16 protein-coding genes are annotated in these 17,125 nt (G+C 64.6%); 8 read left to right on the forward strand and 8 right to left on the reverse strand.

Annotated elements, in window-relative coordinates:
- Positions 1 to 11: 11 nt before the first annotated feature.
- The 6 genes from BRAD285_RS08545 to BRAD285_RS08570 form a co-directional block, all read right to left on the reverse strand.
- Positions 12 to 851: an ABC transporter ATP-binding protein gene (locus BRAD285_RS08545; protein WP_006609503.1), complete on the reverse strand. Its 840-nt coding sequence runs from the start codon at positions 849 to 851 to the stop codon at positions 12 to 14.
- 141 nt (positions 852 to 992) lie between these two features.
- Complete coding sequence (locus BRAD285_RS08550; protein WP_006609502.1) at positions 993 to 2,279, reverse strand: ABC transporter substrate-binding protein; 1,287 nt, start codon at positions 2,277 to 2,279, stop codon at positions 993 to 995.
- Between the two features lie 59 nt (positions 2,280 to 2,338).
- Entirely contained in the window at positions 2,339 to 3,412 is a 1,074-nt protein-coding gene (locus tag BRAD285_RS08555) for a branched-chain amino acid ABC transporter permease (RefSeq protein WP_006609501.1), read from the reverse strand.
- 110 nt (positions 3,413 to 3,522) lie between these two features.
- On the reverse strand, positions 3,523 to 4,416 hold the full coding sequence (locus BRAD285_RS08560; protein WP_006609500.1) for a branched-chain amino acid ABC transporter permease: 894 nt from the start codon (positions 4,414 to 4,416) through the stop codon (positions 3,523 to 3,525).
- A gap of 355 nt (positions 4,417 to 4,771) precedes the next feature.
- A complete protein-coding gene (locus tag BRAD285_RS08565; protein ID WP_035644549.1) occupies positions 4,772 to 6,703 on the reverse strand; it encodes a long-chain fatty acid--CoA ligase in 1,932 nt (643 codons plus the stop codon).
- Entirely contained in the window at positions 6,700 to 7,521 is an 822-nt protein-coding gene (locus BRAD285_RS08570) for an ABC transporter ATP-binding protein (RefSeq protein WP_035644545.1), read from the reverse strand. The genes BRAD285_RS08565 and BRAD285_RS08570 overlap by 4 nt, the downstream gene beginning before the upstream one ends.
- A gap of 335 nt (positions 7,522 to 7,856) precedes the next feature.
- Between BRAD285_RS08570 and BRAD285_RS08575 the strand changes: the two genes are divergently transcribed.
- Together BRAD285_RS08575 and BRAD285_RS08580 are read left to right on the forward strand one after the other, a co-directional pair.
- On the forward strand, positions 7,857 to 8,531 hold the full coding sequence (locus tag BRAD285_RS08575; RefSeq protein WP_006609496.1) for a Crp/Fnr family transcriptional regulator: 675 nt from the start codon (positions 7,857 to 7,859) through the stop codon (positions 8,529 to 8,531).
- Positions 8,532 to 8,630: 99 nt separating this feature from the next.
- The gene (locus BRAD285_RS08580; protein ID WP_006609495.1) at positions 8,631 to 9,527 is read left to right on the forward strand and encodes a GDP-L-fucose synthase; all 897 of its coding nucleotides are present in this window, start codon (positions 8,631 to 8,633) and stop codon (positions 9,525 to 9,527) included.
- Positions 9,528 to 9,658: 131 nt separating this feature from the next.
- Here the strand turns inward: BRAD285_RS08580 and BRAD285_RS08585 are convergent, their stop codons facing one another.
- The gene (locus BRAD285_RS08585; protein ID WP_006609494.1) at positions 9,659 to 10,501 is read right to left on the reverse strand and encodes a uroporphyrinogen-III synthase; all 843 of its coding nucleotides are present in this window, start codon (positions 10,499 to 10,501) and stop codon (positions 9,659 to 9,661) included.
- 148 nt (positions 10,502 to 10,649) lie between these two features.
- Between BRAD285_RS08585 and purU the strand changes: the two genes are divergently transcribed.
- Positions 10,650 to 11,513: a formyltetrahydrofolate deformylase gene (gene purU / locus BRAD285_RS08590; RefSeq protein ID WP_006609493.1), complete on the forward strand. Its 864-nt coding sequence runs from the start codon at positions 10,650 to 10,652 to the stop codon at positions 11,511 to 11,513.
- A 56-nt stretch (positions 11,514 to 11,569) separates the two neighbouring features.
- On the opposite strand, the gene BRAD285_RS36265 is transcribed toward purU, so the two are convergent.
- Positions 11,570 to 11,857 carry a hypothetical protein gene (locus BRAD285_RS36265; RefSeq protein WP_139020536.1) on the reverse strand — a complete coding sequence of 96 codons (288 nt, stop codon included), beginning with the start codon at positions 11,855 to 11,857 and terminating at the stop codon, positions 11,570 to 11,572.
- A 351-nt stretch (positions 11,858 to 12,208) separates the two neighbouring features.
- Here BRAD285_RS36265 and BRAD285_RS08600 point away from each other — a divergent pair, with 351 nt between their 5' ends.
- The 5 genes from BRAD285_RS08600 (at position 12,209) to BRAD285_RS08620 (ending at position 16,873) form a co-directional block, all read left to right on the forward strand.
- The gene (locus tag BRAD285_RS08600) at positions 12,209 to 13,354 is read left to right on the forward strand and encodes an ABC transporter substrate-binding protein (RefSeq protein WP_035644542.1); all 1,146 of its coding nucleotides are present in this window, start codon (positions 12,209 to 12,211) and stop codon (positions 13,352 to 13,354) included.
- Positions 13,355 to 13,499: 145 nt separating this feature from the next.
- Positions 13,500 to 14,369, forward strand: a complete 870-nt coding sequence (locus tag BRAD285_RS08605; protein WP_006609490.1) for a branched-chain amino acid ABC transporter permease — start codon at positions 13,500 to 13,502, stop codon at positions 14,367 to 14,369.
- Between the two features lie 7 nt (positions 14,370 to 14,376).
- Entirely contained in the window at positions 14,377 to 15,414 is a 1,038-nt protein-coding gene (locus BRAD285_RS08610) for a branched-chain amino acid ABC transporter permease (protein ID WP_006609489.1), read from the forward strand.
- The gene (locus BRAD285_RS08615) at positions 15,411 to 16,157 is read left to right on the forward strand and encodes an ABC transporter ATP-binding protein (protein ID WP_006609488.1); all 747 of its coding nucleotides are present in this window, start codon (positions 15,411 to 15,413) and stop codon (positions 16,155 to 16,157) included. Before BRAD285_RS08610 ends, BRAD285_RS08615 begins: the two co-directional genes overlap by 4 nt.
- Positions 16,157 to 16,873, forward strand: coding sequence for an ABC transporter ATP-binding protein (locus BRAD285_RS08620; protein WP_006609487.1), 717 nt, complete (start codon positions 16,157 to 16,159; stop codon positions 16,871 to 16,873). Before BRAD285_RS08615 ends, BRAD285_RS08620 begins: the two co-directional genes overlap by 1 nt.
- Positions 16,874 to 17,125: the final 252 nt, after the last annotated feature.

Raw genomic sequence — 17,125 nt, forward strand, 5'->3', positions numbered from 1 at the left:
GAGAGGGAGGGCTACAGCCAGCGCTTCCGCCGCTTGAAGCTCTTCAGGTTCTTAAAACTCTTGCGCTGGTCGCCGGCGCCGCCGAGGTAGAATTCCTTCACATCCTCGTTGTCGCGCAACGCGTCAGCGGTGCCGTCGAGCACCACCTTGCCCTGTTCCATGATGTAGCCGTGGCTCGCGACCGACAGCGCCGCGCGCGCGTTTTGTTCGACGAGGAGAATGGTGACGCCGAGATCTCGATTGATCTCCTTGATGATCGCGAATACCTCTTTCACCAGCAGCGGCGACAGGCCCATCGACGGCTCGTCCATCAGGATCATCTTCGGCCGCGCCATCAGCGCGCGCCCGATCGCCAGCATCTGCTGCTCGCCGCCGGAGAGATAACCGGCGAGGCCGGTGCGCTCCTTCAGCCGCGGGAAATAATTGTACACCATCTCGATGTCGCTGTTGACCTCGCGGTCTGAGCGCGTGAACGCGCCGAGCTTGAGGTTTTCCAGCGAGGTCATGTCGGCGACGATGCGCCGACCCTCCATGACCTGGAAGATGCCGCGGCGGACGATCTTCTCCGGATCGATGCCGTCGATGCGCGCGCCGTCGAACATGATCTCGCCGCGCGTGACCTCGCCGTCCTCGGTCTTCAACAGGCCCGAGATCGCCTTCAAGGTCGTCGACTTGCCCGCGCCGTTGGCGCCGAGCAGCGCCACGATCGCGCCCTTCGGCACATCGAGGCTGAGCCCGCGCAGCACCAGGATGACGTCGTCATAGACGACCTCGATGTTGCGCACGGAGAGCAGCGGGGCTGCGCTCGCGCTGGCTGCGCTCATCCGTGAACCTTCCAGTGTATCGGTCATGGCGACACTCTATCCGTCGTCATGCCCGGGCTTGACCCGGGCATCCACGTCTCTCAGCTGGCTGTGGATCGGCGTGGATGACCGGGACATCTGCGCGAAGACGCGCTTCGCGCTTTTGCCCGGCCATGACGCTGGGTGGAACTACCAACCCGCCCATTCGGCCTTGCGCGGGAGCTCGATGGTCTTGACCTTCTCGAGCTTGATCACGCCCTTGGCCATGAGGTCGTTGAGATCGCCATCGGTCGGGCCGGTCACGCGGGCGCGATAGAGGTCGACCTTCATGGTGCCGCGGTGGTCCTTCTCGGTCCAGGTCGAGGGGCTGCAGACACCCTCCATGCCGGCCGGTACCCAGTCCTTCTTCTGGTGGAAGCCCTTGGCGACGTTCTCTCCAGTGGCGCCGCCGTTCTTGGCCGCCCAATCCAGCGCCTCCTTCATATAGAGCGAGGAGCAGATCGCGGCGACGTAATGCACCGGGCGATAGACCTTGCCGGTGGGATCGGACATCTTGGCGATCTCCTGCACCGTCTTCATACCGGGCGCATCGCCGCCCCAGCCGACCGAGGTGCGCAGCGGGAAGATCACGCCATCCGCGGCATCGCCCGCGGTCTTGGCGGCGTTCTCATCCATGCCCCAGACGTTGGAGAGGAACTGGATGTCGACGCCGGCATTCTTGCAGGCCTTCATCACCGAGATGTTGGAAGCCGCGGTGTTGCCGAGATAAGCGTAGTTGGCGCCCGAGCTCTTCAGGCTCAGGCACTGCGCGCTGTAGTCGCCGGGCGCGAGCGCGAAGACCAGCGGCGGCAGCACCTCGAAGCCGAGCTCGGTGGCGAGCGCTTCGCCGGCGGCCTTCGGCGCGTTGGGGTAGGGGTGGTTGGCGCCCATGTGGACGAATTTCGGCTTGCCCGGCTTGCCCTTGGCCTTCCAGTCCTCCGCCGCCCAGGTCAGCTCGGCGCGCAGTGCATCCGAATAGCTCGGACCGTAGAAGAAGTTGTAGGGCGCGGGCTTGGCCTTGCCGCTGGTGCCCTCGGGATCAGTGAGCGCGGCTGCGTAGGAGCCGGACATGTCCGGGATCTTGTCGTTGGCGAGGAAGCCGGTCAGCGCCTCGGTGTCGGCAGTGCCCCAGCCCATGATCGCGGCGACCTTGTTGTCCGGCGCTGACCACTTCTTGTACAGTGCGATCGCCTTCGGCACCTGATAGCCGTAATCGTTGCTGTCGACCGCAAGCTGCTTCCCGCCGATGCCGCCGTTCTTGTTGATCCAGGCGAAGGTGTCGACGACGCCCTGGCCATACGGCGTGCCGACGTCGGACGTGCCGCCCGAGAGATCCTGCAGATGGCCGATCGCGATCTGCTGTGCGTTGGCCTGCGACGCGAAGGTGCCTGCGAGCAGCGCCAGCGCCGCCGAGCCGAGCCATGATTTGATGTTCATCGTGCTTCCTCCTGTGGTGCGTTCCGGGCCGGATTGTCGCCGGTCCCTGTTGGTTGGAATCAATGTGAGAACGGATAGAGCTTCCAGTATGTCTTGATCTGCCGCCAGCGATGCGCGAGCCCGTCCGGCTCGAACATCAGGAAGGCGATGATGATCAGGCCGATCGCGATCTCACGCAGGAATGTGATGTTGTTGTTGAGCGCGAGCGCCTTGTCGATCGCGCCGCCCTTGAGGTAGTGGCTCAGCAATTCCATCGATTCCGGCAGCAGCACCACGAAGGCGGTCCCCATCAGGGTGCCCATGATCGAGCCGGTGCCGCCGATGATGATCATGGCCAGGAACAGGATCGAGCGCTCGATGCCGAACCCTTCCTGCGAGACCACCAGCTGGTAGTGCGCATAGAGCGCGCCGGCGATGCCGGCGAAGAACGCTGCGAGGCCGAACGACAGCGTCCGATACTTGGTCAAATTGATGCCCATGATCTCGGCCGAAAGATAATGGTCGCGGATCGCGATCAGCGCCCGGCCGTCGCGGGTGCGCATCAAATTGGTGACAAGGATGTAGCTGACCAGCACGTAGGCCAGCACGACGTAGAAATATTGCCGGTCGCCGCGCAGCGTATAGCCTAGAATCGAGAACGGATTGGCCGAGGCGGGCACCGAGCCGCCGGAGAACCATTCGGCGCGTGAGAAGAAGTCGAGCAGGATGTACTGCGCGGCGAGCGTCGCGATGACCAGATAAAGGCCCTTCAACCGTGCGGCGGGAATGCCGAACACCAGCCCAACCAGCGCCGTGACCACACCGGCGAGCGGGATCGCGAAGAACACCGGGATGGCATAGGCGTTGTTGAGATAGGCCGAAGTGAAGGCGCCGAGCAGGAAGAAGCCGGCCTGGCCGATCGAGATCTGGCCGGTGAAGCCGACCAGGATGTTCAAGCCGAGGGCTGCGATCGAGAAGATGCCGATCTGGATCGCGATCGACAGCCAGAACTCCGAGAACACCTGCGGCGCGAAGCACAGCAGGATCACGCCGGCAATCGCGAAATTGCGGCTGGTCCTGGTCGGGAAAATCGTGGTGTCGGCCGCGTAGGAGGTGCGGAAGTCACCGGCGGGGATCGTGGAACGTGCGACCATGATGGGCTTCTATCTCGCCTCGGGCTTGAGTTGCGTCATGGGCTCGCCCTTCTTCTTTGTTTGAGCATGATCGTTATCCAAAACCGGTGCCCACTTTTCGGCGATCATGCTCAGATCCGCTCGATGTCTCGGGTGCCGAACAGGCCGTAGGGCTTGATCATCAGGATGATGATCAGCACGTAGAACGGCGCGATCTCGTACAGATTGCCCCAGTGCAGATATTGGCTGTCGACGTACTGGGCGATGTTCTCCAAGAGACCGATGATGATGCCGCCGAGCACGGCGCCGCCGACGGAGTCGAGGCCGCCGAGGATCGCCGCGGGGAACACCTTGATGCCGTAGGCCGAGAGGCCTGACGAGACGCCATTGACCACGGCGACGACGACGCCGGCCACGGCCGAGACCGTAGCCGAGATCGCCCAGGCCATCGCGAACACGCTCTTGACGGAGATGCCGAGCGACTGCGCGACCTGCTGGTTGAAGGCGGTGGCGCGCATGGCGAGCCCGTATTTCGAGGCTTTGAAGAACCAGGCCATGCCGAGCATCATCAGCACCGACACCACCAGGCTCATCACGTAGACGGTCTGGATCTGCAGACCGAAGATGTCGACCGCCTTGCTGGAAAACACCGGCGGGAACGGCTGCGGGTTGACGCCGTAGATCCATTTCAGCGCGGCCTGGAACACGGTCGAGAGCCCGATCGTCACCATGATGACGGAGATGATGGGCTCGCCGATCATTGGCCGGAAGATGACGACCTGGATCGCGATGCCGAACGCAAACATGAAGATCAGCGACAGCGGCATGCCGGCCCAGAACGGCACCTGGAATTTGGTGAGCAGGGTCCAGCACACCCAGGCGCCGATCAGCAGCAACTCGCCTTGCGCGAAATTCACGACTTGGGTGGCCTTGTAGATCAGCACGAACGACATCGCGACCACGCCATAGAGCGTGCCGACGACGAGGCCGTTGACCAGGAGCTGTATGAGGAAGGCGGTGTTCATGATGCGGGCACGCTGTAACCCTCTCCCCTTGTGGGAGAGGGTGGCTGCGCGTAGCGCAGCCGGGTGAGGGGTTCTCTCCGCGGGCGAGCGAGGGGAGAGAGACCCCTCACCTGACCGCGCTCGTGTCGACCGGCGGAGATGCCCTCTCCCACAAGGGGAGAGGGCGCAGTCATGCGCAGTCGCATTCGTAGCTGCCCAAGTCCCTGTTCGTCATCGCCGGGCTTGACCCGGCGATCCAGCGCCAGAGGGGCTTTCGCAAGAGGATGGATGCGCGGGTCGAGCCCGCGCATGACGACCATTGGCGTGGTCGCTTCTGTGTGACTGAAATTGCGTGAGTGGGTGAACGGCGATCGCATCACTCAGCCGCCTCCGCCATGGCGCCGTGTCCACCGAGATCCACCACCTTCAGCGTCGTGCGGATGCGCTGCGTCGTCCCGTCCTGGAAGCGGATGATGGTGTCGACGGGGATGGCCGGCTTGCCGCCATAGATGCCGTCGATGATATCGGCGTATTTCTCGTTGATGACGCTGCGGCGGACTTTGCGGGTACGGGTCAGCTCGCCGTCGTCGGCATCGAGCTCTTTGTAGAGCAGCAGGAAGCGGGCGATGCGCTGCGCTGGGGGCAGGTGCGCGTTGACGGTCTCTACCTCTTTCTGCAGCAGCGCGTAGACCTCGTTGCGCGAGGCGAGATCGGAATAGGTGGTGAACGCGATGCGGTTCTTCTCCGCCCATTTCGAGATGATCGAGTAGCGGATGCAGATCATCGCCGCGAGGTGCTCGCGGCCGGCGCCGAGCACGACGGCCTCGGCGATGTAGGGCGAGAATTTCAGCTTGTTCTCGATGTATTGCGGCGAGAAGCGCTCGCCGCGCGCGGTCTCCGCGAGATCCTTGATGCGGTCGATGACGACGAGCTGTTTGGCGTCGTTGAAATAGCCGGCGTCGCCCGAATGCATCCAGCCGTCCTTGATGTCGGCGGCCGAGGCTTCCGGGTTCTTGTAGTACCCTAGGAACATGTTGGGATGGCGCACCAGGATCTCGCCGATGCCCTGGCTGTCCGGCTGATCGATCTTGATCTCGATATCCGCGGCCATCGGTACGCCGGTCGTGTCGGGATCGACCTTGTCGTCGGGATGCAGGGTGTAGGCCCCCAGCAGCTCAGTCTGGCCGTACAGCGTGCGCAGCGGCACGCCCATGGCGCGGAAGAACTTGAAGGTGTCGGGCCCGAGCGCGGCGCCGCCGGTGGCGGCCGAGCGCAGTCGGGTGAAGCCGAGCCGGTCGCGCAAGGCGCGGAACAGCAGCATGTCGGCGAAGCTCGAATGCTGACCCTTCTCCAGCGCGGCGAGGCCGCTCGACATGCCCAACTGATACAGCCGCTGCTTCAGCGGCGAGGCGTCCATGACCGCGGCGCGGACATCGGCCGCGATCTGCTCCCACACCCGCGGCGCGAACAGCACGAAGGTCGGCGCAATCTCGCGGAAGTCGTTCATCATGGTGTCCGGCTCTTCGACGAAGTTGACCTTCATCCGGCAGAGCAGGCCTTTGCCGAGCACGTAGACCTGTTCCATGATCCAGGGCAGCGGCAGCACCGAGACATATTCGTCCTCCGGCCCCTTGGGGTCGAAGGCGAGATAGGTGGCGCAGTGCTTGAGCACGCGCGCGGCCGAGAGCATCGCAAGCTTCGGATGCGACGTGGTGCCCGAGGTGGTGCAGAGAATGGCGACGTCGTCGCCGACGGTCGCATCGACCATGCGGTCGTAGAGGTCAGGCTCACGGGCCGCTCTATTGCGGCCGAGCTCGGCCAGCCTGTCGGCCGGCATCAGCCGGGGATCATCGTATTTCCGCATGCCGCGCGGGTCGGAATAGATGATGTGCTTGAGCGCGGGCACGCGGTCGGCCAGGTTCAGCAGCTTGTCGACCTGCTCCTCGTCCTCGGCGAATACCAGCCGTGCCTCACCATAGTTCAGGAGATAGGCGGCCTCGTCGTCGAGCACGTCGCGATAGAGGCCGAGACTGTGGCCGCGGATCGCATGCGTCGCGATCTCCGCCGCGACCCAGTCCGGTCGGTTGTCGCCGATGATGCCGACGACGTCGTCCTTGCCGAGACCAAGCTCGACCATCCCCAGCGCGAAGTCGCGCACGCGCGTCTGGTAGTCAGCCCAGGTGAACGTCCGCCACAGTCCGAGGTCTTTCTCGCGTAGCGCAATGTCCTTGCCGTGCTCTTTCGCATTCAGCCGCAGCAGCTTCGGATAGGTATCGGCCTGCTTGACGCGATCCGCATAGTCCATCATGCCGCGTCCTCCGCGATGGAGGGCGCCTCGTCAGGATCGACCAGCAGTTCATCCTCCTCACCGAGATAGGCGCGCTTGACGTGGGGATCGGCGAGCACAGCAGCCGGATCGCCCTCGGCGATCTTGCGGCCGAAATCGAGCACCATGACGCGATGGGAAATGTCCATGACCACGCCCATGTCGTGCTCGATCATCACGACGGTCATGCCGTATTCCTCGTTGAGGTCGACGATGTAGCGGGCCATGTCCTCCTTCTCCTCGAAGTTCATGCCGGCCATCGGCTCGTCGAGGAGGATGAGGTGCGGCTCCAGCGCCATCGCGCGGGCGAGCTCGACGCGCTTGCGCAGGCCGTAGGAGAGGGTGCCGGCTGGCGCCTTGCGCACCGACTGCAGGTCGAGGAAGTCGATGATCTGCTCGACCTTCTCGCGGTGCTTCAGCTCCTCGCGCCGCGCGCCGGTGAGCCAATACAGCGATCCCGTGAGGAAGTTGTTCTTCAACAGATGATGGCGCCCGACCATGATGTTGTCGAGCACGCTCATGTGGTGGAACAGCGCGAGGTTCTGGAAGGTGCGGCCGATGCCGATGTTGGCGCGCGCGTTCGGCGGCAGGCCGGTGATGTCGCGGCCGCGATGGAACAGGCGGCCCTCGGTCGGCTTGTAGCGGCCGGAGATGCAGTTGACGATCGAGGTCTTGCCCGCGCCGTTCGGGCCGATGATCGAGAACAGCTCGCCCTCGCGCACGCCGAAGCTGACGTCGGTCAGGGCTTTCACCCCGCCGAAACGCAGCGAGACTCCGCGCGCTTCCAACGTATAGTCCAAATCGTCCTCCCGAAGTCCTTGTCGGCGCTTGTCGCGCTCTTCAAGCCTCGTGGCGCGACGTCTGTCGCGCCGCTGTCGTCGCAATCCTAGCCCGCTCACCGGTTCCGCGCCATCCGACGAATGACGGGCCATGTGGGTGCGGTGCACTTTGCCGCATCAACGAGAGGCCTGCATCCTCCGCCCTGGGGATACGCCGAGTCGAATGCGGTGGTCCTCGATAGGGGAAAGCGCTATCAGGAACTGTCTTGCGCCTGACAATTCCCAGGCAAAATTCATGACGCGTTTGTTGCGATGCAATATGGTCGCGGCGAGATTCGACGAGACGAGATGACGGCTTGATCGCCTCCGACACCCTGCTGCGCATCGCGCCCTGGTCGCGCCATTTGAAGCCCGAGGAGGTCGACGTCGCCTCGGCCGGCATCGTCGAGCGTGCCTTCGCCGCCAACGAGCACATTTTCCTGCGCGGCGACCAGTTCGACTACTGGACCGGCATCGTCACGGGTCTGGCGCGGATGAGCACGGTCTCGCGCGGCGGCAAGGCGACGACCTTCGCGGGCATGTCGGCTGGCGCCTGGTTCGGCGAGGGCAGCGTGCTCAAGAACGAGCCGCGTCGCTACGACGTGGTGGCGCTGCGTGACACCCGGGCGGCGCTGATGGAGCGGCCGACCTTCATGTGGCTGTTCGAGAACAGCGTCGGCTTCAACCGCTTCCTGGTCACCCAGCTGAACGAGCGGCTCGGCCAGTTCATCGGCCTGGTCGAGGTCGGCCGCACGCTGGACGCGACGGCGCGGCTTGCCCGCAGCATCGCCTCGCTGTTCAACCCGATCCTCTACCCGAATACGACTCGCCACCTGGAGATCACCCAGGAGGAGATCGGCGCGCTCTCCGGCCTGTCGCGGCAGAACGCCAATCAATGCCTCAAGACCTTGGAGCGCGAGGGTCTGTTGCGGGTGGAATATGGCGGGATCACGATCCTCAATCTCGACCACCTGCGCTGCTATGGAGACTAGATCTGTTGTACCGAATTGACGTGGCACGTCAGGAGTTGGCCCGTGGCGTCGAGCTTTGATCTTGCCGGAAAGCGCGTCTTCGTCGCAGGACATCGCGGCATGGTCGGCGGCGCGCTGCTGCGGCGGCTGGCGCGGGAACGAGTCGATGTGGTCACGGTGTCGCGCAGCGAGGTCGATCTGCGCGATCAGGCCGCGGTGTTCTCATGGTTTGCGAAGGTGAGGCCGCAGGCCGTGTTCCTGGCCGCGGCCAAGGTCGGCGGCATCGTCGCCAACAACACGCTGCGTGCCGAATTCATCTACGACAACATCGCGATCGCCACCAATGTCATCCATGCCGCGCATGTGAACGGCGCCGAGAAGCTGATGTTTCTCGGCTCGTCCTGCATCTATCCGAAGCTCGCCGCGCAGCCCTTGCGCGAGGATTCGATGCTGACGGGGCCGCTGGAGCCGACCAACGAGCCCTATGCCATCGCCAAAATCGCCGGCATCAAGATGGTCGAGGCCTATCGCAGCCAATATGGCGCCGACTTCATCAACGTGATGCCGACCAATCTCTATGGTCCCGGCGACAACTATCATCCCGAATACAGCCACGTCGTTGCGGCACTGATCCGGCGCTTCCATGAAGCGAAGCTGGCCGATGCGCCGGAGGTGGTGGTCTGGGGCACCGGCACGCCCCGGCGAGAGTTTCTCTATGTCGACGACATGGCCGATGCCTGCGTGCATCTGATGAAGACCTACTCGGATCACGAACTGGTCAACATCGGCACTGGCGAGGACATCACGATTGCCAACTTCGCCCGCGTCGTAGCGACAGCCGTCGGCTATCACGGCCGCATCAGCTTCGATCCCTCGCGCCCCGACGGCACACCGCGCAAGCTGCTCGACGTCTCACGCCTGGCGAAGCTCGGCTGGCGCGCGACGACGTCGCTGGAGGAGGGCCTTACGCGCGCCTATCAGGCGTTCCTGCAGGAGATTGGCCGCGCTAGCGCCTAATCCTGCGCTGTCGTCCCGGCCTTGAGCCGGGACCCATACCGCGTAATGTCTGAAACGGGCAGGCGGCGCATTCCACGCGTCTCATCGCGTTCGGTGACTATGGGTCCCGGGTCAAGCCCGGGACGACACCGTTAGCGAGGTGCCGTCCGTTGTGACTTCACGCCCAGCGCGGTCGCCATGGCCGAGATCAGCGGCTTCATGAAATACGCCTCGCCCGCCGGCGTGATCGATGGCGACAGGCCATGCGCAGCCAACTCCTCCGTCACGACAGGCCCCACCGACGCGATCGGCGTGCGCGCCAGGCCCTGCCGCAGCCGATCCTCCATGCCGTGCGCCTTGGCAACATCAAACAGCCGTCGCGGCTGGCCGGAGCTCGTCAGCGCGATGGCGTCGACCTTGCCAGCCGTCATCTCGTCGATCGCGGTGAGGATGTTCGCATCGGCCGCCTTGGCGTCATAGACGTAAGGCAGGACAGCATCGACCTCGGCGCCACCGGCTTGGATGGCGCCGATCAGCGCGGAATGGTCCTTGTCGGGATAGAGCTGCAGGCCGAGCCGGTGGCCCTTCAAATCGTAGCGCGCCAGCAGCTCGGCGACGCCCTCCGAGGTCGGCTTCTCGGTCGTCACCTGTGATTCCAGTCCAAGCTCGCGGAGAGCCCGGCCAGGCTTCGGCCCGCGAGTGAACTTTCGCGACTTGCCCAGCGCGGCGACAAACTCCGCTTCCACCCCGATTCGGCGCACCACCGTCATCAGCCGGCGCAGGCCCTCGCCGGTCATCAGCACGAGATCATCGAATGGGTTGGAGATGCAGCGGCGAATCCAGGCTTCGATCGGCGCCGGATCGGGCGCATCCTGGATCGTGAACATCGGACATTGCAGCACGTCGGCGCCTTGCTCGGCGAGCAGCCGCGAGAACTGCGCTTCCTCGCGCGTTTCCAGGATCAGGATGCGGTTGCCCGTCAGCCGGTCGGCCATGCCATTCTCCACCGAAAGAGGTGATGTTTTGTTCATCCTGCCCCCTCGCCGAGCGTTGGCGCAAGGGCGCGGAGGGTGATAGAGCAGGGCCCGAAGCGGCCCTCGAGCCTGCCGCAAGATCAATCTCCCCATCCGGTACGCCATCGCCATGTCCGACCACCAGTATGTCCTGACCCTGTCTTGCCCGGATCGTCCCGGAATCGTCTCGGCCGTCTCCACCTTCCTTGCCCATAACGGCCAGAACATTCTCGACGCCCAGCAGTTCGGCGACTTCGAGACGGGTCACTTCTTCATGCGCGTGGTGTTCACGGCCGCCGATCTCGCCGTGAATCTGCCGGCGCTGCAGACCGGCTTCGCGGCGATCGCCGAGCGCTTCTCCATGGATTGGCAGATGCGCGACCGCGCCGGGCAGCGCCGGGTCATGCTGCTGGTCTCCAAGTTCGACCACTGTCTGGTCGACATCCTCTATCGCTGGCGCACCCGCGATCTGTCGATGATCCCGACCGCGATCGTCTCCAACCATCCGCGCGAGACCTATGCCGGGCTCGATTTCGGCGACATTCCGTTCCACCACATGCCGGTCACCAAGGACACCAAGCGCGACCAGGAGCAGGCGATCCTGAAGCTGGTCGAGGAGACCAAGACCGATCTCGTGGTGCTCGCGCGCTACATGCAGATCCTGTCGGACGAGATGTCGGCGAGCCTGTCCGGCCGCTGCATCAACATCCACCACTCGTTCCTGCCGGGCTTCAAGGGTGCAAAGCCCTATCACCAGGCCTATGAGCGCGGCGTCAAGCTGATCGGTGCCACCGCGCATTACGTCACCCGCGACCTCGACGAAGGCCCGATCATCGACCAGGACGTCGAGCGCATCAGCCACCGCGACACGCCGGAGGATCTCGTGCGCAAGGGCCGCGACATCGAGCGCCGCGTTCTGGCGCGGGCGATCCGCTATCACCTCGAGGATCGCGTCATCCTCAACGGCCGCAAGACCGTCGTGTTCATGGACTGATCGAAGCGCGGGCGGACGTCGCCGGCGGTCCAGCCGAAATCGCGGACCGCAGGCCCTCAACGTCGAGGCGTGGCCGCCTGGGCATTCGAATCCGACTGCGTCTCCTTGTCGCGCTCGCTGGCCGGCAATTGCCGCTGCCGCTCGCGCTCCTGCATGAAGCGGTCGTATTCCGGCGTCCCGGGTCGGGGCGGGGCACCCGCCGGCAGACCTCCGGCCCATTGCGGCATCAGGTCGCCCATCCCGGCCCCGACCGTCGCATTGATCGACGAGCAGCCGGCCAAGGAAAAGGACAGGGCAACAGCGGCTGCCAGCGGGACGAGAACGAGACGAAAACTGCGTGGCATGAGGTCAGAAACACCCTAGGGAACAAGGCAGGCCAGCAGCGCGGCAATGTCCGCCTTCAACCGGCCAATTCAGTCGATTTGATGCCCGGTAATATAATACTCTTTTCCGGCCCTGGCGGTCCCTCCGTCCTGACGGTCATCGCCCGCCAACCCTCCGAAGAAATTCCGCAGTTGCATGGCTGGCATACAGAATCTATTCCGAATTGCTATAGCTGTTAGAGCGTGCGGCAGGTGTCAGGCGGTCACAAATCGCTCTAGCGTCGCCGCAAAACTGAACATTTGATCGTAAGTGCCGCCCTTCGAAGCGGCGCAAAGGGAGGATGGCACGTGAACAATCGAATTGCGGGTCTGATGTTGGCCGGCGCGGCTGCCGCGCTCGCCGTTGGTCCGGCTTACGCCGAAGATGCGTTCAAGATCGGCCTGATCGTGCCGATGACCGGCGGCCAGGCGTCGACCGGCAAGCAGATCGACAACGCGATCAAGCTGTACATGCAGCAGAACGGCGATACCGTCGCCGGCAAGAAGATCCAGGTCATCCTGAAGGACGACGCCGCGCTGCCGGACAACACCAAGCGGCTGGCGCAGGAACTGATCGTCAACGACAAGGTCAACGTCATCGCCGGCTTCGGCGTGACCCCGGCCGCTTTTGCCGCCGCCCCGCTCGCCACCCAGGGCAAGATCCCGGAGGTCGTGATGGCCGCGGGCACGTCCGTCATCACCGAGAAGTCGCCCTACATCGTCCGCACCAGCTTCACCCTGCCGCAGTCCTCGACCATCATCGGCGACTGGGCGGTCAAGAACGGCATCAAGAAGGTCGCGACCCTGACCTCGGACTACGCGCCCGGCAATGACGCGCTGGCGTCGTTCAAGGAGCGCTTCACCGCCGGCGGCGGCGAGATCGTCGAGGAAGTGAAGGTCCCGCTGCAGAACCCGGACTTCGCGCCGTTCCTGCAGCGCATGAAGGATTCCAAGCCGGATGCGATGTTCGTGTTCGTGCCGGCCGGCCAGGGCGGCAACTTCATGAAGCAATATGCCGAGCGCGGCCTCGACAAGAGCGGCATCAAGGTCATCGGGCCGGGTGACGTGACCGACGACGACCTGCTCAACGACATGGGCGATGCCGTGCTCGGCGCGGTGACGGCGCACATCTATTCGGCGGCGCATCCGTCCGAGAAGAACAAGGCGTTCGTTGCGGCCTACAAGAAGGCCTACAACAGCCGTCCGGGCTTCATGGCGGTCGGCGGCTATGACGGCATCCACCTGATCTACGAGGCGCTGAAGAAGAGCGGCGGCAAGACCGACGGCGATTCGCTGCTCGCGGCGATGAAGGGCATGGCCTGGGAGAGCCCGCGCGGCCCGATCTCGATCGATCCGGAGACGCGCGACATCGTCCAGAACGTCTACATCCGTAAGGTCGAGAAGGTCGACGGCGAGCTCTACAATGTGGAGTTCCAAACCTTCGACGCCGTGAAGGATCCGGGCAAGGCGAAGAAGTGACGCTTCCATCGGCCGTCATGGCCGGGCTTGTCCCGGCCATCCACGTCGTTCTTCCAGGAAGGCGCAGCGTGGATGCCCGGGACAAGCCCGGGCATGACGGAGTTTGGAGCTGCTTGCCCACCTCTCTTCTCTGGTCGCGTGACTAATGACCTCCATCCTCACCAACCTGTTCGACGGCGTCGCCTACGGCATGCTGCTGTTCGTGCTGGCCTGCGGGCTCGCCGTGACGCTCGGCCTGATGAACTTCGTCAACCTGGCGCATGGCGCTTTCGCCATGGCCGGCGGCTATGTCTGCGCCGTGCTCGTCAACCGCATCGGCTGGCCGTTCTTCGCCGCTCTGCCGCTCGCCTTCGTCGCCAGTGCGCTGATCGGCGCACTGCTGGAGCGGACGCTCTACCAACACCTCTACGCCCGCAGCCATCTCGACCAGGTGCTGTTCTCGATCGGCCTGGTGTTCATGATGGTCGCGACCGTCGACTACATCATGGGCTCGTCGCGCATCTTCATCAAACTGCCGGCGGTGCTGCAGGGCCAGTTCGACATCGTCGGCGTCGGCATCGGCCGCTACCGGCTGATGATCATCGTGATCTGCGGCCTGCTCACGGTGGGGCTGCAGCTCGTGCTGTCCAAGACCCGGTTCGGCAGCCGGCTGCGCGCGGCGGTGGATGATCCTCGCGCGGCCAGCGGCCTTGGCATCAACGTGCCGCAGGTGTTCGCCTTCACCTTCGCCTTCGGCTGCGGGCTTGCCGGGCTCGGCGGCGCCTTGAGCGCCGAGATCCTCGGCCTCGATCCGTATTTTCCGCTGAAGTTCATGATCTACTTCCTGATCGTGGTCACCGTCGGCGGCTCGTCCTCGATCACCGGGCCGTTCCTGGCCTCGCTGCTGCTCGGCATCGGCGACGTCGCCGGCAAGTACTACGTGCCCAAGCTCGGCCCCTTCGTCATCTACACCATCATGATCGTGATCCTGATCTGGCGCCCGAACGGCCTGTTCGGTCGCACGGCGACGCGGTGAGGATCGCATGACCACGAACGCACAAACCGAGGTCGGCTTTCACGCCCGGCAGCACGGCCGCTGGCACTGGAGCGAGTTCGCCTTCTGGATCGTCGTGCTGGCGGTCGGGCTCGCCTTTCCGTCGCGCTACTTGATCATGACCGAGATCCTGCGGCTGGCGCTGTTCGCGCTGTCGCTCGACCTGATCCTCGGCTACGCCGGCATCGTCTCGCTCGGCCACGCCGCCTTCTTCGGTGTCGGCGCCTATTGCGCCGGGCTGCTGTCGGTGCACGGGATCATCAACGAGCCGGTGCTGGCATTGATCGTCGCGGGCCTTGCCGCCACCGTGCTCGGCTTCGCCACCAGCTTCCTCGTCATCCGCGGCGTCCACCTGACGCGGCTGATGGTGACGCTCGGCATTGCGCTCCTGATGGAAGCGCTCGCCGAGCGCTTCTCGAACATCACCGGCGGCACCGACGGTCTGCAAGGCATCGACATCCAGCCGATCTTCGGCGTGTTCGCCTTCGACATGTTCGGCAAGACCGGCTTCTTCTACGCACTCGCCGTGCTGTTCGTGCTGTTCCTGCTGGCGCGAATGATTGTGAATTCGCCGTTCGGCCTGTCGCTGCGCGCCATCAAGAACAACCCGCTGCGGGCGGCCGCCGTCGGCATTCCCGTCAACAAGCGCCTGATTGCGATCTACACCGTCGCGGCGTTCTACGCGGGTGTTGCCGGCGCGCTGTTCACGCAGACCACGGCGCTCGCCTCGCTCGACGTGTTCTCGTTCGAGCGCTCGGCCGATCTCGTGCTGATGCTGGTCATCGGCGGCTCCGGCTATCTCTATGGCGGCCTGATCGGCGCCGCCGTGTTCCGGATGCTGCAGGAGCTGTTCCAGTGGATCACGCCGCAATACTGGATGTTCTGGATCGGCCTTGTGCTGGTCGTGATCGTGCTGGTCGGCCGCCATCGCATCCACGCTTACGCGCTGTGGCTGCCCAATCTGATTCTCCGGCAGATCGCCGGCCGCAAGGCCGCGGTGGCCCTCACCGATAACGAGGCGCCATGACCTACGCCTTGGAAACCCGCGACCTCGACAAGCATTTCGGCGGCCTCCACGTCACCCGCAATCTCTCTCTTCAGATCGTGCCAGGTGCGCGGCACGCGCTGATCGGCCCGAACGGCGCCGGCAAGACCACGGTCATCAATCAGCTCACCGGCGTGCTGGAGCCGAGCTCCGGCCGCATCCTGCTCGAAGGCCAGGACATCACCGATCTGCCCGTGCACAAGCGCGTGCTGCGCGGCCTGTCGCGCACCTTCCAGATCAACCAGCTCTATCCGGATCTGACGCCGCTCGAGACGATTGGTCTGGCTGTGTCGGAGCGGCTCGGCGGCGGTGGCAATTGGTGGCGGCGCATGGGCACGCGCGACGACATCAACGCCGAGATCGCCGACACCCTGGAGCGCTTCCGGTTGCTCGACGTCATGAACGACCGCACCTCGACGCTCCCTTACGGCAAGCAGCGCCTCCTGGAGATCGCGGTCGCGATCGCCGCCAAGCCGCGCGTGCTGCTGCTCGACGAGCCCGCCGCGGGCGTGCCCGAGGGCGAGCGCAAGGACATCCTTGCCGCCGTCGCCGCGCTGCCGCGCGACGTCACGGTGCTCCTGATCGAGCACGACATGGATCTCGTCTTCTCCTTCGCCGACCGCATCTCGGTCCTGGTCTCCGGTGCGCTTCTGGTCGAGGGCACACCTGACGAGGTCGCGCGCGATCCGCAGGTCAAGGCCGTCTATCTCGGCGAGGCTGCGTGATGACCGATCTGCTCTCAATCGAGAATCTACGCGCCGGCTATGGCCAGGCGATCGTGCTGCCGAACATGTCGCTGTCGCTGCCGGAGGGGCAGGTGCTGGCGCTGCTCGGCCGCAACGGCACCGGCAAGACCACCTTGATCAACTCCATCGTCGGCGTCACCCGTCGCTTTTCCGGCAAGCTCGCGCTCGGCGGCACCGACATCACCTCGTTGCGTGCCGACCAGCGCGCCCGCGCCGGCATCGGCTGGGTGCCGCAGGAGCGCAACATCTTCCGCTCGCTGACGGTGGAGGAGAACATGACTGCGGTGGCGCAGCCGGGGCCATGGACGGTGGAGCGTGTCTACCAGATGTTTCCGCGGCTCAAGGAGCGGCGCAACAATTTCGGCAACCAGCTCTCCGGCGGCGAGCAGCAGATGCTGGCGATCGGCCGCGCCCTGACGCTGAACCCGAAGGTGCTGTTGTTGGATGAGCCGACCGAGGGCCTGGCACCGATCATCGTCGAGGAACTGCTTGCTGCGATCGGTACCATCAGCCGCGCCGGAGGGCTGTGCTCTATCATCGTCGAGCAGCATGCCCAGAAGCTGCTCGCGCTGGCCGACCGTGTCGTGATTCTGGAGCGCGGCACCATCGTGCACGACGCGCCATCAAGCGCGCTGAAGGCCGATCCCGCGCCGCTTGAGCGGCATCTCGGGGTGGCCAGCGCTGCGGCGCACTGACACGAAGGGCCGCCGGGCTGGGCCCGGCCTCTGAAGCGCGCTGTCTCGAACCGAACGAGGCGTTATTCTGTATACCGGAACATCGACCGCAGGGATCGTTCGTCACGGCCGCTGTGTGACTGGAATCGTGAAATCGGCCTAGACGCCAAAGCCAGACGGGCGCACGGGGCGGACTTTCCACCCCCGCACACAATCCTGACCGAACGGAATTGTATACTGATCGGAGACGCGCTAGGGCTTGCCCCGGCTTTT

The sequence above is a fragment of the Bradyrhizobium sp. ORS 285 genome, from assembly GCF_900176205.1.
GTDB lineage: Bacteria > Pseudomonadota > Alphaproteobacteria > Rhizobiales > Xanthobacteraceae > Bradyrhizobium.

Coding starts and splice junctions, on each gene's coding strand:
- BRAD285_RS08545 (WP_006609503.1), bottom strand. CDS start 851: ATGACCGATACACTGGAAGGTTCACGGATGAGCGCAGCCAGCGCGAGC.
- BRAD285_RS08550 (WP_006609502.1), bottom strand. CDS start 2,279: ATGAACATCAAATCATGGCTCGGCTCGGCGGCGCTGGCGCTGCTCGCA.
- BRAD285_RS08555 (WP_006609501.1), bottom strand. CDS start 3,412: ATGGTCGCACGTTCCACGATCCCCGCCGGTGACTTCCGCACCTCCTAC.
- BRAD285_RS08560 (WP_006609500.1), bottom strand. CDS start 4,416: ATGAACACCGCCTTCCTCATACAGCTCCTGGTCAACGGCCTCGTCGTC.
- BRAD285_RS08565 (WP_035644549.1), bottom strand. CDS start 6,703: ATGATGGACTATGCGGATCGCGTCAAGCAGGCCGATACCTATCCGAAG.
- BRAD285_RS08580 (WP_006609495.1), top strand. CDS start 8,631: ATGGTCGGCGGCGCGCTGCTGCGGCGGCTGGCGCGGGAACGAGTCGAT.
- BRAD285_RS08585 (WP_006609494.1), bottom strand. CDS start 10,501: ATGGCCGACCGGCTGACGGGCAACCGCATCCTGATCCTGGAAACGCGC.
- purU (WP_006609493.1), top strand. CDS start 10,650: ATGTCCGACCACCAGTATGTCCTGACCCTGTCTTGCCCGGATCGTCCC.
- BRAD285_RS36265 (WP_139020536.1), bottom strand. CDS start 11,857: ATGCCACGCAGTTTTCGTCTCGTTCTCGTCCCGCTGGCAGCCGCTGTT.
- BRAD285_RS08600 (WP_035644542.1), top strand. CDS start 12,209: ATGTTGGCCGGCGCGGCTGCCGCGCTCGCCGTTGGTCCGGCTTACGCC.
- BRAD285_RS08605 (WP_006609490.1), top strand. CDS start 13,500: ATGACCTCCATCCTCACCAACCTGTTCGACGGCGTCGCCTACGGCATG.
- BRAD285_RS08610 (WP_006609489.1), top strand. CDS start 14,377: ATGACCACGAACGCACAAACCGAGGTCGGCTTTCACGCCCGGCAGCAC.
- BRAD285_RS08615 (WP_006609488.1), top strand. CDS start 15,411: ATGACCTACGCCTTGGAAACCCGCGACCTCGACAAGCATTTCGGCGGC.
- BRAD285_RS08620 (WP_006609487.1), top strand. CDS start 16,157: ATGACCGATCTGCTCTCAATCGAGAATCTACGCGCCGGCTATGGCCAG.